Origin of the sequence: Pseudomonas putida (genome assembly GCF_002025705.1) — a bacterium.
Classification (GTDB): Bacteria; Pseudomonadota; Gammaproteobacteria; order Pseudomonadales; family Pseudomonadaceae; genus Aquipseudomonas; species Aquipseudomonas putida_J.
On the sequence record NZ_CP018846.1, the window covers coordinates 5,625,606 to 5,651,011 of the forward strand.

At 60.6% G+C, this 25,406-nt stretch carries 6 protein-coding genes; 3 read left to right on the plus strand and 3 right to left on the minus strand.

Features of this window, described 5'->3' with window-relative positions:
- Positions 1-84 precede the first annotated feature (84 nt).
- Entirely contained in the window at positions 85-16,392 is a 16,308-nt protein-coding gene (locus BUQ73_RS25510) for an immunoglobulin-like domain-containing protein (RefSeq protein ID WP_079230171.1), read from the minus strand.
- 373 nt (positions 16,393-16,765) lie between these two features.
- Here BUQ73_RS25510 and BUQ73_RS25515 point away from each other — a divergent pair, with 373 nt between their 5' ends.
- From BUQ73_RS25515 to BUQ73_RS25525, 3 genes are read left to right on the plus strand one after another with little or no spacing between them, the layout of a single operon-like run.
- Positions 16,766-18,103: a TolC family outer membrane protein gene (locus BUQ73_RS25515; RefSeq protein WP_079230172.1), complete on the plus strand. Its 1,338-nt coding sequence runs from the start codon at positions 16,766-16,768 to the stop codon at positions 18,101-18,103.
- Positions 18,104-18,148: 45 nt separating this feature from the next.
- A complete protein-coding gene (locus BUQ73_RS25520) occupies positions 18,149-20,305 on the plus strand; it encodes a type I secretion system permease/ATPase (protein WP_079230173.1) in 2,157 nt (718 codons plus the stop codon).
- Entirely contained in the window at positions 20,295-21,671 is a 1,377-nt protein-coding gene (locus BUQ73_RS25525) for an HlyD family type I secretion periplasmic adaptor subunit (protein ID WP_079230174.1), read from the plus strand. Before BUQ73_RS25520 ends, BUQ73_RS25525 begins: the two co-directional genes overlap by 11 nt.
- Before the next feature lie 112 nt (positions 21,672-21,783).
- On the opposite strand, the gene BUQ73_RS25530 is transcribed toward BUQ73_RS25525, so the two are convergent.
- Complete coding sequence (locus tag BUQ73_RS25530; protein ID WP_079230175.1) at positions 21,784-23,160, minus strand: HlyD family type I secretion periplasmic adaptor subunit; 1,377 nt, start codon at positions 23,158-23,160, stop codon at positions 21,784-21,786.
- Entirely contained in the window at positions 23,150-25,306 is a 2,157-nt protein-coding gene (locus BUQ73_RS25535; RefSeq protein ID WP_079230176.1) for a type I secretion system permease/ATPase, read from the minus strand. The genes BUQ73_RS25530 and BUQ73_RS25535 overlap by 11 nt, the downstream gene beginning before the upstream one ends.
- Positions 25,307-25,406 lie beyond the last annotated feature (100 nt).

Consider the following 25,406-nt stretch of genomic DNA (forward strand, 5'->3'; position numbering starts at 1 on the left):
CTGCCCACCAGTCGCAGGGAAGCGCCACCCCGTGGATCGAAGGGCTTCGACAGCGGCAGTCACCTGCCGCTGTCGGGGCCAGCATCAGTTGTTGTGGTTGTCGATCTTGATCAGCGGATCAGCACCACCGACCAGCGAGTTGATCGTGGCACTCGACCAGTTGACCCCCTGCAGGGTGATAGTGGTGTCGACATGGTTGGCACCATCGGTCGCGTTCAGCTCACCTTTGCTGCTCACCTGCAGAACAGTATCGCCATTGACGGTGGAGACCTTCAGGTAATCGGTGATGTTGCTGCCCTTCTCGCCCTGCAGCAGGTCGCTGAGGTCGAGGCGATCGCCTTCGGACGCCTTGAAGTCGGTGACGATATCGTTTCCGGTATGCCCTGCCTTCCAGACGAACAGGTCAGCGCCGCTGCCACCGGTAAGGGTGTCGTTGCCCTTGCCGCCGGTCAGGGTGTCGTCGCCGGCGCCGCCGAAGATGATGTCGTTGCCATCCGTGCCCAGCAGGTTGTCTTTGCCGCTGGTCCAGGCTGGGGTGGTCGACGCGCTGGCACCTGGGCCGGACGCGGTGAGCGTCACGTACAGGTGCGCAGTGTCGGTGTCACCGTCCGGCTGAGTCAGCTTGTACTCGAACGAGTCGACGTGGCCGGCGTTGTCCTTGCTGGCGATCGGCTGGTAGCTGTACGAACCATCCTTGTTGATGGTCAGGTCGCCATACAGGCCGGTGACCTTCATGCCCGCAGTGACATCCACCCAGCTGCCATTGACCTTGATCGACAGGGTCGAGGTTTCGCCGTTGGCGCCCCAAGTGTCGTTGGTGGCGACCGAACCGGTGACGGCACTGGCAGTCCACACGATCGAGGTCGTTTCAGGCACGTTGGCCTGGAAGTTGTCGACGGTGATCGAGGCGTTGCTGCCGTTCCAGTAGGTGTCATCGTGCACAGTCAGCAAAATGCGGTACATCGCCCCAGCCGTCAGCGACTGCGTTTCCGCAGAAGTCGTGCTGCTGGTGATGTCCCCGCTCTGCGCCAGCGTCCAGGTGACGCCATTGTCCAAGCTCTTGTAGAGGCTCCAGCCAGCGGAGTCCTGGCCCAGGTAGCTGCTCAATGTATTACTGGTAACCGTGAACGACAGAGTCTCGCCACCGACAGCAGTGTAGGTTGGCGTCACTGCCTGGGCATCACCGGTGCTGGAGCCATTGTTGTCAGTCAGCTTCAGGGCAACGTTGTTGCTGCCGCTGAGGCTGACACGCCCTGCGTCTAGTGTGGTCCCATTAAGCGAACTGGACGACCAGCTGCTCAGGTTCGAGCCCAGCTTCTCCGCCAGCCTCGAATCCTGGTCGTAGGCATTGTTGGTGAACTTCCAGGCATTGCTCTCGTTGTTGGTGAAGGTTGCCAAGGTGGTGGTGTAAGCCGCCGTGGTCACCTTCGACGAGGTCAGGTTGGCCGTGATGTCGTCGTTGGCCGCAATCGCATCACTGCGGTCCTTGACGGTCAGGGTCAAGGTCGACGAGGCGGTCGAGCCGTTGGCATCACGGATGGTGAACTTCAGCTCAGCCGACAGATCGTTGGCAACGTCCTGGTTGTCTTTACCGGAGAACGTGTAGCTGCCGTCACCTTTGATGATCACCTTGCCCACGGTGCCCAGGTCAATGGTCTTGCTGTCGGTGGCACTGGTGAATGTGTAAGTCACGCCACCGTATTGCACCGAAGACAGTTTCCAGCCGTTGGCCGCCCAGCCGGCGGTGCCACCAGTAGCATTGGCGGTAACATCGCCAGACACGGCACTGCCGCCGACGCTGCCGACCAGCGCCTGAGTCAACGCACTCAGCGAGGTATCCACGACCAGCACGTGATCGTCGGCCGCGCCGCTGGTGATCGAGCCAGGGGTTTCGCCCGGCTTCCAGCCGATAGGCTCCAGGTAGTTCTTGTCCTGGTTGCTCAGCCCGCCGAAGCCTACAGCGTAGGAATCGTCGAAGCCTTTGTTGTTCAGGAAGTTGATCCAGGTGGTTTCGTTGGCCGTGGCGTCGTTAGGCGCACCGTCGGACATGAAGATGCTGACCAGCTTGCTGCCACCTGCCGGCGGATTGGTGTAGTTGCTGGTAACCGCGTTCAGCGCCGACGCGTAGTTGGTAGTACCGCCAGCATTGAGGTTGTCGATGGCTTTAAGCGCATCGTCCAGGTTGGTGTACCAGCCACCGTCCTTGCCGGAACTGTGGAAGGTGGCGCTGCTGGCGAACGACACGATGAACACCGAGTGCACGGTGCCCGACTGGAACAGGTTCTTGACCGCGTCCTTGAGCATTTCCAGGCGGGTGTTGTACGGGCCTGCACCATCCGGGTCACCACCACCGGTGCTGCGTGGCCCCATGCTGCCCGAACGGTCGAGCACCAGGACCACGTCGGCGCCGCCAGCGGTACCACTTTCGACGATGGAAGCCGTGGAGTTGGCGATTACCTGCGGCCCTTTGTCGTTGTCGAAGATCGTCCCGGTGGCCGAGTTCTGGCTGCCCACAGCCAGGTTCTCGTAGAAGTTGTTGTTGTCGACCACCTGCTTGATGGTGGCCGTCAGGGTTTCATCGCTTTCGATCTTGGTGTCGTCGTAGGTCTTTACGTCGAACGAGTAGCTGCTGTTGCCACCGGTAATGGTCACGCTCTTCGGCAGCGTGCCAACAACGTCGGAGGCATCCGCGGTACCGCTCCACTCCAGGTTCACCGTCACCGATTTGCCAGTTGGAACGGTGATGGCCTTGCCCGAAGCATCTACCAGATCGACCTTGTAGGTGAAGGTGCCACCTTCGGTGACCGAACCGTTGACGATACTGATCTTGGCGTAAACGGTGTCGATCGTGTCGGCGATGTTCGCGGTTGCGGTAGCACCGGTGTAATCGACATTCTCGTAGTTTCCGCCAGTGACGTTGGTCACGGTCGCGGTGAGGGTGCTCGGGTCCTTGAACACGTCTTCAGAGTTCGGGTTGACGACAGACAGCGCGCCTTTGCCCGCAGCATCCACGGTGACCTGGTACAGCGTACCGGCAACGTTCACGGTGAGGATGGTCGCACCACTACCTTGCGGCGGATTGCTCAGCTGGAAGTGGAAGGTGACTGTGCTGTCGGCCTCGGTGGCAGGGTCTGCGGTCACTTTGATGGTGGTGTCGTCAATGGTATCGACGACGATGGCCGAGGCTTTCGCACCGGCTACGTCACCTTTCTCGAAGTTGCCGCCGTTGATGGACGTGACGGTGGCCGTCACGGTACTGACGTCCTTGTAGGCATCTTCGGTGTTGGTGTTCACCACGTTCAGCGAGCCGTAACCGCTGGCGTTCAGGTTGACCGTGTAAGCCTTGCCATCGACATCGACGGTCAGGCTGGCCGGGTAACCACTCTGCGGCTGGTGGCTGAGCTGGAACTCAAAGTTGACGTATGCGTCACCTTCTTTGGCGTTATGCGCAGTGACCGCGACTGTCACCGGCGTTTCGGTATCCGCGATGTTTGCCGTGCCGGTAGCACCGGTGGCGATCTTCTCGAAGTTGCCGCCAGTGCCGCCCGTGACGGTGGCCGTCAGTGAGCTGGCGTCTTTGTACACGTCTTCGCCATTAGGGTTTGGCACGGCCAGGGTGCCTTTGCCGTTGGCGTCGATGCTGACGGTGTACGAGGTGCTGCCAACTTGCACGGTCAGGCTGGTCGGGTAGCCAGTCTGTGGCTTCTCGCTCAGCTGGAAGTCGAAGTTGACGTTGGTGTCACCTTCTTTGGCGTCGTGCGCGGTGACGGTCACGGTTACCGGGGTTTCGGTATCCGCGATGTTTGCCGTGCCGGTAGCACCGGTGGCGATCTTCTCGAAGTTGCCGCCAGTGCCGCCCGTGACGGTGGCCGTCAGTGAGCTGGCGTCTTTGTACACGTCTTCGCCATTAGGGTTTGGCACGGCCAGGGTGCCCTTGCCGTTGGCGTCGATGCTGACGGTGTAGGAGGTGCTGCCAACTTGCACGGTCAGGCTGGTCGGGTAGCCAGTCTGTGGCTTCTCGCTCAGCTGGAAGTCGAAGTTGACGTTGGTGTCACCTTCTTTGGCGTCGTGCGCGGTGACGGTCACGGTTACCGGGGTTTCGGTATCCGCGATGTTTGCCGTGCCGGTAGCACCGGTGGCGATCTTCTCGAAGTTGCCGCCAGTGCCGCCCGTGACGGTGGCCGTCAGTGAGCTGGCGTCTTTGTACACGTCTTCGCCATTAGGGTTTGGCACGGCCAGGGTGCCTTTGCCGTTGGCGTCGATGCTGACGGTGTAGGAGGTGCTGCCAACTTGCACGGTCAGGCTGGTCGGGTAGCCAGTCTGTGGCTTCTCGCTCAGCTGGAAGTCGAAGTTGACGTTGGTGTCACCTTCTTTGGCGTCGTGCGCAGTGACGGTCACGGTTACCGGGGTTTCGGTATCCGCGATGTTTGCCGTGCCGGTAGCACCGGTGGCGATCTTCTCGAAGTTGCCGCCAGTGCCGCCCGTGACGGTGGCCGTCAGTGAGCTGGCGTCTTTGTACACGTCTTCGCCATTAGGGTTTGGCACGGCCAGGGTGCCTTTGCCGTTGGCGTCGATGCTGACGGTGTACGAGGTGCTGCCAACTTGCACGGTCAGGCTGGTCGGGTAGCCAGTCTGTGGCTTCTCGCTCAGCTGGAAGTCGAAGTTGACGTTGGTGTCACCTTCTTTGGCGTCGTGCGCGGTGACGGTCACGGTTACCGGGGTTTCGGTGTCCGCGATGTTTGCCGTGCCGGTAGCGCCGGTGGCGATCTTCTCGAAGTTGCCGCCAGTGCCGCCCGTGACGGTCGCAGTCAGCGAGCTGGCGTCTTTGTAAACGTCTTCGCCGTTAGGGTTTGGTACGGCCAGGGTGCCTTTGCCGTTGGCGTCGATGCTGACGGTGTACGAGGTACTGCCAACCTGCACGGTCAGGCTGGTCGGGTAGCCGGACTGCGGCTTCTCGCTCAGCTGGAAGTCGAAGTTGACGTTGGTGTCGCCTTCTTTGGCGTCGTGCGCGGTGACGGTCACGGTTACCGGGGTTTCGGTGTCCGCGATGTTTGCCGTGCCGGTAGCGCCGGTGGCGATCTTCTCGAAGTTGCCGCCAGTGCCGCCCGTGACGGTCGCAGTCAGCGAGCTGGCGTCTTTGTAAACGTCTTCGCCGTTAGGGTTTGGTACGGCCAGGGTGCCTTTGCCGTTGGCGTCGATGCTGACGGTGTACGAGGTACTGCCAACCTGCACGGTCAGGCTGGTCGGGTAGCCGGACTGCGGCTTCTCGCTCAGCTGGAAGTCGAAGTTGACGTTGGTGTCGCCTTCTTTGGCGTCGTGCGCGGTGACGGTCACGGTTACCGGGGTTTCGGTATCCGCGATGTTTGCCGTGCCGGTAGCACCGGTGGCGATCTTCTCGAAGTTGCCGCCAGTGCCGCCCGTGACGGTGGCCGTCAGTGAGCTGGCGTCTTTGTACACGTCTTCGCCATTAGGGTTTGGCACGGCCAGGGTGCCCTTGCCGTTGGCGTCGATGCTGACGGTGTACGAGGTGCTGCCAACTTGCACGGTCAGGCTGGTCGGGTAGCCAGTCTGTGGCTTCTCGCTCAGCTGGAAGTCGAAGTTGACGTTGGTGTCACCTTCTTTGGCGTCGTGCGCGGTGACGGTCACGGTTACCGGGGTTTCGGTGTCCGCGATGTTCGCCGTGCCGGTAGCACCGGTGGCGATCTTCTCGAAGTTGCCGCCAGTGCCGCCCGTGACGGTGGCCGTCAGTGAGCTGGCGTCTTTGTACACGTCTTCGCCATTAGGGTTTGGCACGGCCAGGGTGCCTTTGCCGTTGGCGTCGATGCTGACGGTGTAGGAGGTGCTGCCAACTTGCACGGTCAGGCTGGTCGGGTAGCCAGTCTGTGGCTTCTCGCTCAGCTGGAAGTCGAAGTTGACGTTGGTGTCACCTTCTTTGGCGTCGTGCGCGGTGACGGTCACGGTTACCGGGGTTTCGGTGTCCGCGATGTTCGCCGTGCCGGTAGCGCCGGTGGCGATCTTCTCGAAGTTGCCGCCAGTGCCGCCCGTGACGGTGGCCGTCAGTGAGCTGGCGTCTTTGTACACGTCTTCGCCATTAGGGTTTGGCACGGCCAGGGTGCCTTTGCCGTTGGCGTCGATGCTGACGGTGTAGGAGGTGCTGCCAACTTGCACGGTCAGGCTGGTCGGGTAGCCAGTCTGTGGCTTCTCGCTCAGCTGGAAGTCGAAGTTGACGTTGGTGTCACCTTCTTTGGCGTCGTGCGCGGTGACGGTCACGGTTACCGGGGTTTCGGTATCCGCGATGTTTGCCGTGCCGGTAGCACCGGTGGCGATCTTCTCGAAGTTGCCGCCAGTGCCGCCCGTGACGGTGGCCGTCAGTGAGCTGGCGTCTTTGTACACGTCTTCGCCATTAGGGTTTGGCACGGCCAGGGTGCCCTTGCCGTTGGCGTCGATGCTGACGGTGTAGGAGGTGCTGCCAACTTGCACGGTCAGGCTGGTCGGGTAGCCAGTCTGTGGCTTCTCGCTCAGCTGGAAGTCGAAGTTGACGTTGGTGTCACCTTCTTTGGCGTCGTGCGCGGTGACGGTCACGGTTACCGGGGTTTCGGTATCCGCGATGTTTGCCGTGCCGGTAGCACCGGTGGCGATCTTCTCGAAGTTGCCGCCAGTGCCGCCCGTGACGGTGGCCGTCAGTGAGCTGGCGTCTTTGTACACGTCTTCGCCATTAGGGTTTGGCACGGCCAGGGTGCCCTTGCCGTTGGCGTCGATGCTGACGGTGTACGAGGTGCTGCCAACTTGCACGGTCAGGCTGGTCGGGTAGCCAGTCTGTGGCTTCTCGCTCAGCTGGAAGTCGAAGTTGACGTTGGTGTCACCTTCTTTGGCGTCGTGCGCGGTGACGGTCACGGTTACCGGGGTTTCGGTGTCCGCGATGTTCGCCGTGCCGGTAGCACCGGTGGCGATCTTCTCGAAGTTGCCGCCAGTGCCGCCCGTGACGGTCGCAGTCAGCGAGCTGGCGTCTTTGTAAACGTCTTCGCCGTTAGGGTTTGGTACGGCCAGGGTGCCTTTGCCGTTGGCGTCGATGCTGACGGTGTACGAGGTACTGCCAACCTGCACGGTCAGGCTGGTCGGGTAGCCGGACTGCGGCTTCTCGCTCAGCTGGAAGTCGAAGTTGACGTTGGTGTCGCCTTCTTTGGCGTCGTGCGCGGTGACGGTCACGGTTACCGGGGTTTCGGTGTCCGCGATGTTCGCCGTGCCGGTAGCGCCGGTGGCGATCTTCTCGAAGTTGCCGCCAGTGCCGCCCGTGACGGTCGCAGTCAGCGAGCTGGCGTCTTTGTAAACGTCTTCGCCGTTAGGGTTTGGTACGGCCAGGGTGCCCTTGCCGTTGGCGTCGATGCTGACGGTGTAGGAGGTGCTGCCAACTTGCACGGTCAGACTGGTCGGGTAGCCAGTCTGTGGCTTCTCGCTCAGCTGGAAATCGAAGTTGACGTTGGTGTCGCCTTCTTTTGCGTCGTGCGCGGTGACGGTCACGGTCACTGGTGTTTCGGTGTCCGCAACAGACGCAGTAGTGGTCGCGCCAGCCAGGTCGACACCTTCGTAGTTGCCACCGTTTACGGCTGTGACGGTTGCGGTGACGCTCGATGCGTCTTTGTAGACGTCTTCACCGTTGGTATTCGGAACCTGGAGGGTACCTTTACCGGCCGCATCCACTTCCACGGTGTAGACCGTGCCGCCGACGTTCACCGTCAGAGTGGTCGCGGTTTGCGGTGGGTTGCTCAACAGGAAGTTGAAGGTGATGTTCGCATCGCCTTCTTTAGCCGGCTCGGCCGAAACAGCCACGGTAGTGTTATTGAGGGTGTCTTCGACGGTCGCGGTTGTAGTCGCGCCAGTCAGGTCGACACCTTCGTAGTTGCCGCCATTCACCGAGGTAACGGTGGCCGTCACGCTCGACGCGTCTTTGTAGACGTCTTCACCGTTGGTGTTCGGGACCTGCAGAGTACCTTTACCGGCTGCATCCACTTCCACGGTATAAACCGTGCCACCGACGTTCACAGTCAAGGTGGTCGCGGTTTGTGGCGGATTGCTCAGCTGGAAGTTGAAGGTGATGTTCGCATCGCCCTCTTTCGCCGGCTCGGCAGATACAGCCACAGTGGTGTTATTGAGGGTGTCTTCGACGGTCGCAGTCGTAGTCGCGCCAGCCAAGTCCACGCCTTCGTAGTTGCCACCGTTTACGGCGGTGACGGTTGCGGTGACGCTCGATGCGTCTTTGTAGACGTCTTCGCCGTTAGTGTTCGGGACCTGGAGAGTGCCTTTACCGGCTGCGTCCACTTCCACGGTGTAAACCGTGCCGCCGACATTGACGGTCAGAGTGGTCGCGGTTTGTGGCGGGTTGCTCAGCTGGAAGTTGAAGGTGATGTTGGCATCACCTTCTTTTGCCGGCTCGGCAGAAACAGCCACAGTGGTGTTGTTGAGGGTGTCTTCGACAGTGGCGGTTGTAGTCGCGCCAGTCAGATCAACACCTTCGTAGTTGCCGCCATTCACCGAGGTAACGGTGGCCGTCACGCTCGATGCGTCTTTGTAGACGTCTTCGCCGTTGGTGTTCGGAACCTGCAGAGTGCCTTTACCGGCCGCATCCACTTCCACGGTGTAAACCGTGCCGCCGACATTGACGGTCAGGGTGGTGGCGGTTTGCGGCGGGTTGCTCAGTTGGAAGTTGAAGGTGATGTTTTCGTCACCCTCTTTAGCCGGCAGCGAGCTCACCGCAACAGTAGTGTTATTGAGGGTGTCTTCGACGGTCGCGGTGGTAGTCGCACCGGTCAGATCGACACCTTCGTAGTTACCACCGTTTACAGCCGTGACGGTCGCGGTGACGCTCGATGCGTCTTTGTACACGTCTTCGCCGTTGGTGTTCGGGACCTGGAGGGTACCTTTACCGGCCGCATCCACTTCCACGGTGTAGACCGTGCCGCCGACATTGACGGTCAGGGTGGTGGCGGTTTGTGGCGGGTTGCTCAACTGGAAGTTGAAGGTGATGTTCGCATCGCCTTCTTTCGCCGGCTCGGCAGAAACAGCCACAGTGGTGTTATTGAGGGTGTCTTCGACAGTCGCGGTCGTAGTCGCGCCAGTCAGGTCGACACCTTCGTAGTTGCCGCCATTCACCGAGGTAACAGTGGCCGTCACGCTCGACGCATCTTTGTAGACGTCTTCACCGTTGGTGTTCGGGACCTGGAGGGTACCTTTACCGGCCGCATCCACTTCCACGGTGTAAACCGTGCCGCCGACGTTCACAGTCAAGGTGGTCGCGGTTTGTGGCGGATTGCTCAGCTGGAAGTTGAAGGTGATGTTTTCGTCACCCTCTTTAGCCGGCAGCGAGCTCACCGCAACAGTAGTGTTATTGAGGGTGTCTTCGACGGTCGCGGTGGTAGTCGCGCCAGTCAGATCGACACCTTCGTAGTTGCCACCGTTTACGGCTGTGACGGTTGCGGTGACGCTCGATGCGTCTTTGTAGACGTCTTCGCCGTTAGTGTTCGGGACCTGCAGAGTGCCTTTACCGGCTGCGTCCACTTCCACGGTGTAGACCGTGCCGCCGACGTTCACAGTCAGAGTGGTCGCGGTTTGCGGTGGGTTGCTCAACTGGAAGTTGAAGGTGATGTTCGCATCGCCTTCTTTCGCCGGCTCGGCAGAAACAGCCACAGTGGTGTTATTGAGGGTGTCTTCGACAGTCGCGGTCGTAGTCGCGCCAGTCAGGTCGACACCTTCGTAGTTACCGCCATTCACCGAAGTAACAGTGGCCGTCACGCTCGACGCATCTTTGTAGACGTCTTCACCGTTGGTGTTCGGGACCTGGAGAGTGCCTTTACCGGCTGCATCCACTTCCACGGTGTAGACCGTGCCGCCGACATTGACGGTCAGGGTGGTGGCGGTTTGTGGCGGGTTGCTCAGCTGGAAGTTGAAGGTGATGTTCGCATCGCCCTCTTTTGCCGGCTCGGCAGAAACAGCCACAGTGGTGTTGTTGAGGGTGTCTTCGACAGTGGCGGTTGTAGTCGCGCCAGTCAGATCAACACCTTCGTAGTTGCCGCCATTCACCGAGGTAACGGTGGCCGTCACGCTCGATGCGTCTTTGTAGACGTCTTCGCCGTTGGTGTTCGGAACCTGCAGAGTGCCTTTACCGGCCGCATCCACTTCCACGGTGTAAACCGTGCCGCCGACATTGACGGTCAGAGTGGTGGCGGTTTGCGGCGGGTTGCTCAGTTGGAAGTTGAAGGTGATGTTCGCATCGCCTTCTTTCGCCGGCTCGGCAGATACAGCCACGGTGGTGTTATTGAGGGTGTCTTCGACAGTCGCGGTGGTAGTCGCGCCAGTCAGATCGACACCTTCGTAGTTTCCGCCGTTTACGGCGGTGACGGTTGCGGTAACGCTCGATGCGTCTTTGTAGACGTCTTCGCCGTTGGTATTCGGGACCTGGAGAGTACCTTTACCGGCCGCATCCACTTCCACGGTGTAAACCGTGCCACCGACGTTCACAGTCAGAGTGGTCGCGGTTTGTGGCGGGTTGCTCAGCTGGAAGTTGAAGGTGATGTTTTCGTCACCCTCTTTAGCCGGCAGCGAGCTCACCGCAACAGTAGTGTTATTGAGGGTGTCTTCGACGGTCGCGGTCGTGGTCGCGCCAGTCAGATCAACACCTTCGTAGTTGCCGCCATTCACCGAAGTAACAGTGGCCGTCACGCTCGACGCGTCTTTGTAGACGTCTTCGCCGTTGGTGTTCGGGACCTGGAGGGTGCCTTTACCGGCCGCATCCACTTCCACGGTGTAAACCGTGCCGCCGACATTGACGGTCAGGGTGGTCGCGGTTTGTGGCGGATTGCTCAGCTGGAAGTTGAAGGTGATGTTCGCATCGCCCTCTTTTGCCGGCTCGGCAGAAACAGCCACAGTGGTGTTGTTGAGGGTGTCTTCGACGGTCGCGGTTGTAGTCGCGCCAGTCAGATCAACGCCTTCGTAGTTGCCACCGTTTACGGCTGTGACGGTCGCGGTGACGCTCGACGCGTCTTTGTACACGTCTTCGCCGTTGGTGTTCGGGACCTGGAGGGTGCCTTTACCGGCTGCATCCACTTCCACGGTGTAAACCGTGCCGCCGACATTGACGGTCAGGGTGGTCGCGGTTTGTGGCGGGTTGCTCAGCTGGAAGTTGAAGGTGATGTTTTCGTCACCCTCTTTAGCCGGCAGCGAGCTCACCGCAACAGTAGTGTTATTGAGGGTGTCTTCGACGGTCGCGGTGGTAGTCGCACCGGTCAGATCGACACCTTCGTAGTTACCACCGTTTACGGCGGTGACGGTTGCGGTGACGCTCGATGCGTCTTTGTAGACGTCTTCGCCGTTAGTGTTCGGGACCTGGAGAGTGCCTTTACCGGCTGCATCCACTTCCACGGTATAAACCGTGCCACCGACGTTCACAGTCAGAGTGGTCGCGGTTTGCGGTGGGTTGCTCAGTTGGAAGTTGAAGGTGATGTTGGCATCGCCTTCTTTCGCCGGCTCGGCAGAAACAGTCACGGTAGTGTTGTTGAGGGTGTCTTCGACGGTCGCGGTCGTGGTCGCACCGGTCAGATCGACACCTTCGTAGTTGCCACCGTTTACGGCTGTGACGGTCGCGGTGACGCTCGATGCGTCTTTGTACACGTCTTCGCCGTTGGTGTTCGGGACCTGCAGAGTACCTTTACCGGCTGCATCCACTTCCACGGTATAAACCGTGCCACCGACGTTCACAGTCAAGGTGGTCGCGGTTTGTGGCGGATTGCTCAGCTGGAAGTTGAAGGTGATGTTCGCATCGCCCTCTTTCGCCGGCTCGGCAGAAACAGCCACAGTGGTGTTGTTGAGGGTGTCTTCGACGGTCGCGGTGGTAGTCGCGCCAGTCAGATCGACGCCTTCGTAGTTGCCGCCATTCACCGAGGTGACGGTGGCCGTCACGCTCGATGCGTCTTTGTAGACGTCTTCGCCGTTGGTGTTCGGAACCTGGAGGGTGCCTTTACCGGCTGCATCCACTTCCACGGTGTAAACGGTGCCACCGACGTTCACAGTCAGAGTCGTCGCAGTTTGCGGCGGGTTGCTCAGCTGGAAGTTGAAGGTGATGTTTTCGTCACCCTCTTTAGCCGGCAGCGAGCTCACCGCAACAGTGGTGTTATTGAGGGTGTCTTCGACGGTCGCAGTCGTTGTCGCGCCAGCCAAGTCCACGCCTTCGTAGTTGCCACCGTTTACGGCTGTGACGGTTGCGGTGACGCTCGATGCGTCTTTGTAGACGTCTTCGCCGTTGGTGTTCGGGACCTGGAGGGTGCCTTTACCGGCTGCATCCACTTCCACGGTGTAAACCGTGCCACCGACGTTCACAGTCAGGGTGGTGGCGGTTTGCGGCGGGTTGCTCAGCTGGAAGTTGAAGGTAATGTTCGCATCGCCTTCTTTTGCCGGCTCGGCAGAAACAGCCACAGTGGTGTTGTTGAGGGTGTCTTCGACGGTCGCGGTTGTAGTCGCGCCAGTCAGATCAACACCTTCGTAGTTGCCGCCGTTTACAGCGGTGACGGTCGCGGTGACGCTCGATGCGTCTTTGTAGACGTCTTCGCCGTTGGTGTTCGGAACCTGGAGGGTACCTTTACCGGCCGCATCCACTTCCACGGTGTAAACCGTGCCACCGACGTTCACAGTCAGAGTCGTCGCAGTTTGCGGCGGGTTGCTCAGTTGGAAGTTGAAGGTGATATTCGCATCGCCTTCTTTCGCCGGCTCGGCAGAAACAGCCACAGTGGTGTTGTTGAGGGTGTCTTCGACGGTCGCGGTGGTAGTCGCGCCAGTCAGGTCGACACCTTCGTAGTTGCCACCATTCACCGAGGTAACGGTGGCCGTCACGCTCGATGCGTCTTTGTAGGCGTCTTCGCCGTTGGTGTTCGGGACCTGGAGGGTACCTTTACCGGCCGCATCCACTTCCACGGTGTAGACCGTGCCACCGACGTTCACAGTCAGAGTCGTCGCAGTTTGTGGCGGATTGCTCAGCTGGAAGTTGAAGGTGATGTTCGCATCGCCCTCTTTCGCCGGCTCGGCAGAAACAGCCACAGTGGTGTTGTTGAGGGTGTCTTCGACAGTGGCGGTTGTAGTCGCGCCAGTCAGATCAACGCCTTCGTAGTTGCCACCGTTTACGGCCGTGACGGTTGCGGTGACGCTCGATGCGTCTTTGTAAACGTCTTCGCCGTTGGTATTCGGGACCTGCAGGGTGCCTTTACCAGCCGCATCCACTTCCACGGTGTAAACCGTGCCGCCGACATTGACGGTCAGGGTGGTGGCGGTTTGTGGCGGGTTGCTCAGCTGGAAGTTGAAGGTGATGTTCGCATCGCCCTCTTTCGCCGGCTCGGCAGAAACAGCCACAGTGGTGTTGTTGAGGGTGTCTTCGACGGTCGCGGTGGTAGTCGCGCCAGTCAGATCGACGCCTTCGTAGTTGCCGCCATTCACCGAGGTGACGGTGGCCGTCACGCTCGATGCGTCTTTGTAGACGTCTTCGCCGTTGGTGTTCGGAACCTGGAGGGTGCCTTTACCGGCTGCATCCACTTCCACGGTGTAAACGGTGCCACCGACGTTCACAGTCAGAGTCGTCGCAGTTTGCGGCGGGTTGCTCAGTTGGAAGTTGAAGGTGATGTTGGCATCGCCTTCTTTCGCCGGCTCGGCAGAAACAGCCACAGTGGTGTTGTTGAGGGTGTCTTCGACAGTGGCGGTTGTAGTCGCGCCAGTCAGGTCCACGCCTTCATAGTTGCCACCGTTTACGGCTGTAACGGTTGCCGTCACGCTCGACGCGTCTTTGTAGACGTCTTCACCGTTAGTGTTCGGGACCTGGAGGGTACCTTTACCGGCTGCATCCACTTCCACGGTGTAAACGGTGCCACCGACGTTCACAGTCAGAGTCGTCGCGGTTTGTGGCGGGTTGCTCAGCTGGAAGTTGAAGGTAATGTTCGCATCGCCTTCTTTTGCCGGCTCGGCAGAAACAGCCACAGTGGTGTTATTGAGGGTGTCTTCGACAGTGGCGGTTGTAGTCGCGCCAGTCAGGTCCACACCTTCATAGTTGCCACCGTTTACGGCTGTAACGGTTGCCGTCACGCTCGACGCGTCTTTGTAGACGTCTTCACCGTTGGTGTTCGGAACCTGGAGGGTGCCTTTACCGGCTGCATCCACTTCCACGGTGTAAACGGTGCCACCGACGTTCACAGTCAGAGTCGTCGCGGTTTGTGGCGGGTTGCTCAGCTGGAAGTTGAAGGTAATGTTCGCATCGCCTTCTTTTGCCGGCTCGGCAGAAACAGCCACAGTGGTGTTGTTGAGGGTGTCTTCGACAGTGGCGGTTGTAGTCGCGCCAGTCAGGTCCACGCCTTCATAGTTGCCACCGTTTACGGCTGTAACGGTTGCCGTCACGCTCGATGCGTCTTTGTAGACGTCTTCGCCGTTGGTGTTCGGGACCTGGAGGGTACCTTTACCGGCTGCATCCACTTCCACGGTGTAAACCGTGCCGCCGACATTGACGGTCAGAGTGGTGGCGGTTTGCGGCGGGTTGCTCAGCTGGAAGTTGAAGGTGATGTTCGCATCGCCTTCTTTCGCCGGCTCGGCAGATACAGCCACAGTGGTGTTATTGAGGGTGTCGTCGACAGTGGCGGTCGTAGTCGCGCCAGTCAGGTCGACACCTTCGTAGTTGCCGCCATTCACCGAGGTAACGGTGGCCGTCACGCTCGACGCATCTTTGTAGACGTCTTCGCCGTTGGTGTTCGGAACCTGGAGGGTGCCTTTACCGGCTGCATCCACTTCCACGGTGTAAACGGTGCCACCGACGTTCACAGTCAGAGTCGTCGCAGTTTGCGGCGGGTTGCTCAGTTGGAAGTTGAAGGTGATATTCGCATCGCCTTCTTTCGCCGGCTCGGCAGAAACAGCCACAGTGGTGTTGTTGAGGGTGTCTTCGACGGTCGCGGTTGTAGTCGCGCCAGTCAGGTCGACACCTTCGTAGTTGCCGCCATTCACCGAGGTAACAGTGGCCGTCACGCTCGATGCGTCTTTGTAGACGTCTTCACCGTTGGTGTTCGGGACCTGCAGGGTGCCTTTACCAGTGGAATCCACGTTAACGGTGTAGTCGGTGCCACCCACGTTAACCGTCAGGGTCACGGTGGTACCGGCCTGAGGCGGATTGCTCAGCTGGAAGTTGAAGGTGACGTTGAGGTCGCCCTCCTTTGCCGGCTGGGCAGAAACAGCCACAGTGGTGGTGTCGATAGTGTCTTCAACAGTGGCGGTCGTCGTCGCACCAGTCAGGTCCACGGCTTCGAAGTTGCCACCATTTACCGCGGTCACGGTCGCGGTCAGCTGCGACGGATCAGTATAGACATCGTCACCATTGGTGTTCGGGACTACCAGGCTCCCCTTGCCGGAAGCGTCGACAGTGACGTTGTAGCTGGTACCGCCAACATTGACGGTCAGTGTGGTAGTGCTGCCGGCTTGCGGCGGGTTACTCAGCTGGAATTCGAAAGTGATGTTTGGATCACCTTCCTTGGCCGGCTGCGCCGTAACGGCAACGGTGGTGGTATCGATGGTATCGACGATCTGGGTGACTGCCGGGGCAGGGTTCGGAGTGACCGTGATGCCGCCGCCAGTGGTGCCGGTGATGGTCGTGGAGATCTCGCTGCCATCGATGTACGGCGTATCGTTCGGCGGGATGGTGACGCTGACTGTGCCCGTGGTCTGGCCGGCACTGATGACGATCACCTGGCCGTTGGAAAGGGTGATGGTCAGGTCGGTCAGCGGCGCCTGGCCCAAGGTTGCGGTGTAGACGATCACACCGCCCGCTTCGGTAATGCTCGGCGTGGCGCTGAGCGTAAGGCCAGTGGTGATCGGCGCCGCTACTGTGGCGTTGCCATTGGTGTCGAGCCCGCCAACTTCCTGCTCGGTGCGCTGGGTCTCGAAACCGATCGGGCCGGTCGGGAAGCCAATGGTCGGGTCAACCACTCCTGCAGTTTCGGCAAGCATCACGAACGAGTGGCCGCCCCCTACCGAGCCACCCCCTGCAGCAGCCGGACCCGCAGCAGTCGCTTCCAGGTCGGTGGTCGGGTCAGCACCCGCGGCGATGGCCTGCTGCAGCTCTTCGACCGACGGCGCGGCCTGGGCAGTTGCCTGGCTCAAGTCGGTTGTGCTGTCCGGCGCGTCCGCGCTCCATTGGGTATCGCGCCCCAGGTCCAGGGTGCGCCCGTCGGACAGTTCCAATGTTACCGCCCCGCCAGCCCCGGTGAGTACCTGCTCCCCTGCCATGAGCCGATCGCCCTCGATCAGAACGCGGCGAATGCCTTCTGGGGATACTGCGATGACTTGGCCAACAATGCTTTTGACGATGGCAACAACACTGCTCATGGGGGGGACTCTCCGGAATAGCCGCTCAAGTGGGCTTCTTGCCTAGCCGGCCATCAAACGCCGCTATGCGCTGTGAAAAATTGAAAATCAGGGGTACATAAGCGTATTTATTGACGCCAAATTTACGTCAATTATTTGTCTATAACGGAAGGGAATTAACTTTATGCCAAAGTATTGACCTTCATCCCGCCATCCTAAACAATTGGTCGGGTAATGTCACATTGATATGTTTCACCTTTGTAACCCTTCCTCGTACTTTTCGCGGTACCTCTTCGGAACGGTCCACTTACGGTCATTCAAGGTTGCCATTTTGCAGGCGGGATCGGCTTCGGCCGTGATTTGCGACAAGCATTCCTCGGGAACAATTCAAAACATGCGTGCATCTGTATTCGCTGCTCTTCCGTTCGCCCTTTCCATCAGCTTCGTCCAAGCCCAGACCCTGCCTGAAGCCATGCAGAAAGCGCTCGAAGTCCATCCCGAGATCCAGGCTGGCGTGAATGCCCGCACGGCCGCGGATTATCAGCTGCGCGCAGCCAAAGGTGGATACCTGCCGAAGGTTGATCTGACCGCCGGTTATGGCCGTGAAGGCACCGACAGCCCAAGCACCGGCAACCGCTGGGATACTCTCAATCGCGGTGAGTCGGCCATCAAGCTGCGGCAGATGGTCTTCGATGGCTTCGCCACCTCCAATGAAGTCGGCCGCCAACAAGCCACCGTCAATTCCCGCGCTTATTCGCTGCTCGGCACCTCCGAGCGCACCGCGCTGGAAGTGGCACAGGTCTACCTGGACGTGCTGACCCGCCGCGAGATGGTGCGCCTGGCCCAGGACAACCTGAGCAACCACGAACGCGTGCTCGACCAGATCAAGTTGCGCACCAGCCGCGGTGTGGGCCGCTACGCCGACCTCGATCAGGCTGAAGCGCGCCTGGCCCAGGCCCGTAACAACCTGATCACCGAGCAGACCAACCTGGCAGACGCCAATACCAACTACCTCAGCGTGGTGGGCCAGATGCCGGATGAACTGAGCGCACCCGCGCCATTTATCGACCTGCTACCTGCCAACCTCGATGAAGCTCGCCACCAACTGGTTGAGAGCAGCCCCATCCTGCGCTCGGCCGAGGCCGACATCGCTGCGGCGGAAAAGCAGTATGAAACCGCCAAGTCGACCTTCTACCCACGCTTCGATGCAGAGCTGGGTCGCACCGCCGATAACAACCTCGACGGCATGCAAGGCCACAACAATGAGTGGCAGGCGATGCTGCGGATGAACTTCAACCTGTACAATGGCGGCAGCAACAAGGCCGACCTCGAGTCGAAGTCGTACCTGGCCAACCAGGCCCTGGATATCCGCAACAACGCCCTGCGCCAACTCAATGAAGAACTGGGCCTGGCCTGGAACGCCCTGGAAAACGCCAACGCCCAGGTGCCGATCGCCCAGCAGTACGTCGATCACAGCATCCGTGTGCGCAGCGCCTACCAGCAGCAGTTCACGCTGGGTGAGCGTACCCTGCTCGACCTGCTGGACAGTGAGAACGAGACCTTCACCGCCCAGCGCCGACTGGTGGAAGTGAAGAACATTCAGGTGTATACGCAATACCGCATCAAGGCGACCATGGGCCAGTTGCTCAAGAGCCAGGGCGTGGTCGCCCCGATGGCAACCGTCGTGCAGAACGACATGAAACCCAACGTGAGCCTCCCAGGCATGAACTGAGTCGCTCGCCCCCTGATCACCCGCAAGGTTTGAAGAGAGCACCGCGTGGAATCCGAAGTCAGCCGAGTCCAGCTCAACCACGATCCACGCAGTCAGCATGACGATCCGTTACTGGATAGCCTGCTGACCCTGTGTGTCCTGCACCAGAAGCCCGCCAGCCGGGCCATGCTCACCACCGGGCTGCCGCTGGAGGCCCAGCGCCTGACCATGGAGCTGTTGCCCCGCGCGGCGGCCCGTGCGGGCCTGCAGGGCCGCCTGCTGCAGCGCAAGCTGGAGCAGATACCGAACATCGCCTTGCCGGCCATGCTATTGCTCAAGGAGGGCCGCGCTGCCGTCCTGCTGGGCTGGGAGAACGACAACACCGCCCGCCTGTTGCTCAGCGAGAGCGACGGTGGCGAGGTGCTGGTCAGCCGGGAGGCACTGGAGGGCGACTTCAGCGGCAAGGTGTTCTTCGCCCAGCCGCAGCACAAGTACGACGTCAACCACGGCAATCTCATTCCGCGGACTCGCTCCTGGTTCCGTGACACATTGCTGCGCAGCAAGTGGCTGTATATCGACGCCATCGCGGCCAGCCTGGTAATCAACCTGATTGCCCTGGCCGCACCGCTGTTCGTGATGAACGTTTACGACCGCGTGGTTCCGAACCAGGCGACCTCGACCCTGTGGGTGCTCGCGCTGGGCATCACTGGCGCGTACGTGTTCGACCTGATTCTCAAGGGCCTGCGCAGCCTGTGCCTGGACCTGGCGGGCAAGAAGACCGACCTGATCGTGTCGGCCACGCTGTTCGAACGCATCGTCGGCATGTCGATGAAGTTCCGCCCGGCGCGGGTTGGTAGCTATGCGCAAAACATCCACGAGTTCCAGGGCCTGCGCGACTTCCTCGCCTCACTGACCCTGACCAGCCTGATCGACCTGCCCTTTACGCTGCTGGTTCTGCTGGTGATCGCCGTCATTGGTGGGCACCTGGTATGGATCCCGATCCTGGCCTTCCCTTTGGCGCTGGGTATCGGCTATGCCTTGCAGAAACCTCTGATGGCGACCATGGAGCGGACCATGGCACTGGCCTCGGAGCGCCAGTCGAGCCTGATCGAGACCCTGGCAGGCCTGGACGCGGTGAAGGTCAACAACGCCGAAAGCGAACGCCAGTACATGTGGGAGCAGACCCTCGGCACCCTTAGCCGCCTGGAACTGCGGGTCAAGATGCTCTCGAGCCTGGCCATGAACATCACCATGCTGATCCAGCAGCTGGCTGGCGTGGCGATGATCTGCGTGGGCGTGTACCTGATCATCGACGGCAGCCTGACCATGGGCGGCCTGGTGGCCTGCTATATGCTCAGCGGCCGTGCCCTCGGCCCGCTGGGCCAGCTCAATGGCCTGCTGGCCCGCTACCAGCACGCCAAGGTGACCATGGCCTCCACCGACCAGATGATGGAGCTGCCACAGGAGCGCAACTTCGAGGAGCGCCCATTGAGCCGCCAGGTGCTGCAGGGTGCCATCGAATTCCGCGGGGTCGAGTTCACTTATCCCAACCAGCAGAACCAGGCCCTGAAAGGCATCAACCTGGCGGTCAAGCCGGGCGAGAAGATCGGCATCATTGGCCGCAGCGGCTCCGGTAAGAGCTCGCTGGCCAAGCTGATCGTGGGCCTCTACGAGGCAGACAAGGGTTCGTTGCTGGTCGACGGCGTGGACATTCGCCAGATCGACGTCAGCGAACTGCGCCACAACATCGGCTACGTACCGCAAGACATCCAGCTGCTGGCCGGCACCTTGCGTGACAACCTGGTCAGCGGTGCCCGCTACATCGAGGATGAGCTGATCCTGCAAGCCGCCGAGCTGTCTGGCGTGCACGAGTTCGCCCGGCTGCATCCGGATGGCTATGAGCTGCAGGTTGGCGAGCGCGGGCAGAACTTGTCTGGCGGCCAGCGGCAGAACGTGGCCCTGGGCCGTGCGCTGCTGCTGAACCCGCAGATCCTGCTGCTGGACGAACCCACCAGCGCCATGGACAACACTGGGGAAGAACGCCTCAAGCAACGCCTGCAGCCGGTAATGGAGGGCAAGACTGTATTGCTGGTCACCCACCGCGCCTCACTGCTGTCGCTGGTAGACCGCCTGATCGTTATCGATCGCGGACAGATCGTAGCGGATGGCCCGAAGGCCGCCGTCATGGATGCGTTGAAGAAGGGGCAGATCAGTGTCGCATAAGCTGGATTTCGCACAGGTCAAAGACAACCTGCGTCGGTACTTCAAAGGCTCCGAATCGCTTGCCGGCCAGCCCTTGCCCGAGGTTGGCAAGTCGCTGATCGAGGATGCCCCGCGGGTGGTGCGGCTGACCATCTGGGGTGTGATCGCGTTCTTCATGTTCCTGATCATCTGGGCCAGCTTCGCCAAGGTCGATGAGGTCACCCGCGGCGAGGGCAAGGCCATTCCGTCCTCCAAGCTGCAGAAGATTCAGAACCTCGAGGGCGGCATCATCGCCGAAATCTATGCCAAGGAGGGGGAGATCGTCGAGGTCGGCCAGCCGCTGCTGCGCCTGGACGAAACACGCTTCGCCTCCAACGTCGGCGAAACCGAGGCAGACCGCCAGGCCATGGCGCTGCGGGTCGAGCGCCTGAGCGCCGAGGTGGAAGACCGCCCGCTGAGCATCGACCCTGAGCTGCGCAAGGCTGCGCCGAACCAGACGGCCAGTGAGGAATCGCTCTACCAGAGCCGCAAACAACAATTACACGACGAAATCGCCGGCCTTGAACAGCAGCTGGTACAGCGTCAGCAGGAACTGCGCGAATTCAATTCCAAGCGCGCCCAGTACGCCAACAGCCTGCAGCTGCTACGCCAGGAAATTGCCATGTCCGAGCCGCTGGTAGCGCAAGGAGCGGTCTCCCAGGTAGAAATCCTGCGCCTGCGCCGCTCCGAGGTGGAGAACCGCGGCCAGATGGACGCCACAGCGCTGGCTATTCCTCGCGCCGAAGCGGCGATCCGTGAAGTGCAGAGCAAGATCGAAGAGACCCGTGGCAAGTTCCGCAGCGACGCCCTGACCCAGCTCAACGAAGCCCGCACCGAACTGAACAAGGCCACCGCCACCGGCAAAGCGCTGGATGACCGGGTCAGCCGTACCCTGGTGACGTCGCCAGTGCGCGGTATCATCAAGCAGCTGTTGGTCAATACCATCGGCGGCGTGATCCAGCCTGGTAGCGATATCGTAGAGATCGTGCCGCTGGACGACACACTGGTGATCGAGGCGAAGATCCTGCCCAAGGACATCGCCTTCCTGCATCCCGGCCAGGAAGCCACGGTCAAGTTCAGTGCTTACGACTACACCATCTATGGCGGGTTGAAGGCCAAACTGGAGCAGATCGGCGCTGACACCATCACCGATGAGGACAAGAAGACCACCTACTACCTCATCCGCCTGCGCACCGACCGCAGCCACCTGGGGAGCGATGAAAAGCCATTGCTGATCATCCCCGGGATGGTGGCCACGGTGGATATCATGACCGGCGAAAAAACCATCATGAGCTACCTGCTCAAGCCGATCATGAAAGCCCGCAGCGAAGCGCTGCGCGAGCGGTAATATTGAAGCGGGCGAAATCCCTGTGGGAGCGGGCTTGCCCGCGAACACCGGCACAGCCTGTGCCCTCCACTGCGGCGCCCGCTCCCACAGAACCTGAATATGCCCTGTGAAGTCAGCGTTCGCGAAGGGCTTCGGTGCGCGCCTTGATGATGGGTTTGAGCAGATAACTCATGATCGTCTTTTCACCGGTCATGATGTCTACCGTGGCCACCATCCCGGGAATTATCTGCAGGGGCTTGGCATCCGAACCCAGGTGGCTGCTCTCGGTCCTCAGCCGAATCGGGTAATACGTGGTTTTCTTGTCTTCATCGGTGATGGTATCCGCACCGATCTGTTCCAGCTTGGCTTTGAGCCCGCCATAGATGGTGTAGTCGTACGCCGTGAACTTCACCGTGGCCTCCTGGCCCGGATGCAAGAAGGCGATGTCCTTGGGCAGGATTTTCGCCTCGATCACCAGCGTGTCATCCAGCGGCACGATCTCGATGATGTCGCTACCGGGCTGGATCACGCCACCCACCGTATTGACCAGCAATTGCTTGACGATACCGCGCACCGGCGACGTAACGAGGGTGCGGTGCACGCGGTCATCCAGGGCCTTGCTGGTGGCGTTGGCCTTGTTCAGATCAGCGCGGGCTTCATTTAGCTGAGTCAAGGCGTCGCTGCGGAACTTGCCGCGGGTCTCTTCGATCTTGCTCTGCACTTCCCTTACTGCCGCCTCGGCCCGGGGGATCGCCAGCGAAGTGGCGTCGACCTCTCCTCGGGTTTCTACTTCCGAGCGGCGCAGGCGCAGGATCTCTACCTGAGAGATCGCGCCTTTAGCCACCAATGGCTCGGACATGCCGATCTCCTGGCGCAGCAACTGCAAGCTGTTGGTGTACTGGGCGCGTTTGGAGTTGAACTCGCGCAACTCCTGTTGGCGCTGCACCAGCTGCTCTTCGAGCCCGGCAACTTCATCATGCAACTGCTGTTTGCGGCTCTCGTACAAGGAGGCCTCGCTGACCGCCTGGCTCGGTGCGGCCTTGCGCAGCTCAGGGTCGATATTCAGCGGGCGGTCCTCCACTTCGGCGCTCAGGCGCTCGACCCGCAAGGCCATGGCCTGGCGGTCTGCCTCGGTTTCGCCCTTGTTGGAGGCAAAGCGCGTTTCGTCCAGGCGCAACAGCGGCTGACCGACCTCGACTACCTCCCCTTCCTTGGCATAGATCTGCGCGACAATGCCGCCCTCCAGGTTCTGCACTTTCTGCACTTTGGAAGACGGAATGGCCTTGCCCTCGCCCCGCGTGACTTCGTCGACCTCGGCGAGGCTGGCCCAGAGGATCAGGAACATGAAGAACGCGATCACACCCCAGATGGTCAGCCGCACCACCCGTGGGGCATCCTCGATCAGCGACTTGCCGACCTCGGGCAAGGGCTGGCCGGCAAGCGATTCGGAGCCTTTGAAGTACCGACGCAGGTTGTCTTTGACCTGTGCGAAATCCAGCTTACGCAACACTGATCTGCCCCTTTTTCAGCGCATCCATGACAGCGGCTTTCGGGCCGTCCGCAACCACTTGGCCACGATCGATGACGATCAGGCGGTCTACCAACGACAACAGCGAGGCACGGTGGGTGACCAGCAATACGGTCTTGCCCTCGATCACTGCCTGCAGGCGCTGCTTGAGGCGCTCTTCGCCAGTGTTGTCCATGGCGCTGGTGGGTTCGTCCAGCAGCAGGATCTGCGGGTTCAGCAGCAACGCGCGGGCAAGGGCTACGTTCTGCCGCTGGCCACCGGACAGGTTCTGCCCGCGCTCGCCAACCTGCAGTTCGTAGCCATCCGGGTGCAGCCGGGCGAACTCGTGCACGCCAGACAGCTCGGCTGCCTGGAGGATCAGTTCGTCTTCGATGTAACGTGCACCGCTGACCAGGTTGTCACGCAAGGTGCCGGCCAGCAGCTGGATGTCTTGCGGCACGTAGCCGATGTTGTGACGCAGTTCGCTGACGTCGATCTGGCGGATATCCACGCCGTCGACCAGCAACGAACCCTTGTCTGCCTCGTACAAGCCGACCAGCAGTTTGGCCAGCGAGCTCTTACCGGAGCCGCTGCGGCCGATGATGCCGATCTTCTCGCCCGGCTTGACCACCAGGTTGATGCCTTTGAGGGCCTGGTTCTGCTGGTTGGGGTAAGTGAAGTCGACACCACGGAATTCGATTGCGCCCTGCAGCACCTGGCGGCTCAATGGGCGCTCCTCGAAGTTGCGCTCCTGTGGCAGCTCCATCATCTGGTCGGTGGAGGCCATGGTCACCTTGGCCTGTTGATACCGCGCCAGCAAACCATTGAGCTGGCTCAGCGGGCCAAGGGCACGACCGCTGAGCATGTAACAGGCGACCAGGCCGCCCATGGTCAAGCTGCCGTCAATGATCAGGTACACACCCACGCAGATCATCGCCACGCCAGCCAGTTGCTGGATCAGCAGGGTGATATTCATGGCGAGCCCGGAAAGAATCTTGACCCGTAGCTCCAGGCGGCTGAGGGTGCCGAGGGTCTGCTCCCACATGTACTGGCGTTCGCTTTCAGCGTTGTTGACCTTCACTGCATCCAGGCCAGCCAAGGTCTCGATCAGGCTCGACTGGCGCTCTGCAGCCAGTGCCATGGTCCGTTCCATGGTTGCCATCAGTGGCTTCTGCAGGGCGTAACCGATACCCAGCGCCAGCGGGAAGGCTAGGACCGGTATCCACACCAGGTGCCCGCCAATAATGGCAATCACCATGAGAATGATGAGGGTGAATGGCAGGTCGATCAGGCTGGTCAAAGTCAGCGAAGCGAGAAAATCGCGCAACCCCTGAAATTCATGGATGTTCTGCGCGTAGCTGCCGACCCTCGCCGGCCGGTACTTCATCGACATGCCAACGATGCGCTCGAACAATGTGGCAGAGATGATCAGGTCGGTCTTCTTGCCCGCCAGGTCCAGGCACAGGCTGCGCAGGCCCTTGAGAATCAGGTCAAAGAAATAGGCGCCAGCGATCCCCACCGCCAGCACCCAAAGGGTCGAGGTGGCCTGATTGGGAACCACGCGATCATAGACGTTCATCACGAACAACGGTGCGGCCAGGGCAATCAGGTTTGTCACCAGGCTGGCCGCGATGGCGTCGATGTACAGCCACTTGCTGCGCAGCAGGGTGTCTCGGAACCAGGAGCGCGAGCGCGGGATGAGATTGCCGTGATTGACGTCGTACTTGTGCTGCGGCTGAGCAAAGAATACCCGGCCGCTGTAATCGCTGATCAAGGCTTCACGGCTGACCAGCACCTCGCCACCGTCACTTTCGCTGAGCAGCAGGCGTGCGGTTTCAGGGTTTTCCCAACCCAGCAGGACAGCGGCGCGGCCCTCCTTGAGCAGCAGCATGGCCGGCATGGCAATGCTTGGGATCTGCTCCAGCTTGCGCTGCAACAGGCGCCCCTGCAGCCCGGCACGGGCAGCGGCACGGGGTAGCAGCTCGGGACTCAGGCGCTGGGCCGGTAATGGCAGCCCGGTGGTCAGCATCACTCGGCTGGCGGGTTTCTGATGCAACACACACAGGGTCAGCAGACAGTCCAGCAGGGGGTCGTCGTGCTGACTGCGCGGATCGTGACTGAGTTGGACTCGACTGACTTCGGATTCCACGTGGCACTCTCTTCCTTGCGGTAGTTGGGGGCAACGCCCGTCAACAATGGCCCGTTGTTCTTTTAAGCAGACGACAGCAACGCGTGAAGGTTTCATACCT

Coding starts and splice junctions, on each gene's coding strand:
- BUQ73_RS25510 (WP_079230171.1), bottom strand. CDS start 16,392: ATGAGCAGTGTTGTTGCCATCGTCAAAAGCATTGTTGGCCAAGTCATC.
- BUQ73_RS25515 (WP_079230172.1), top strand. CDS start 16,766: ATGCGTGCATCTGTATTCGCTGCTCTTCCGTTCGCCCTTTCCATCAGC.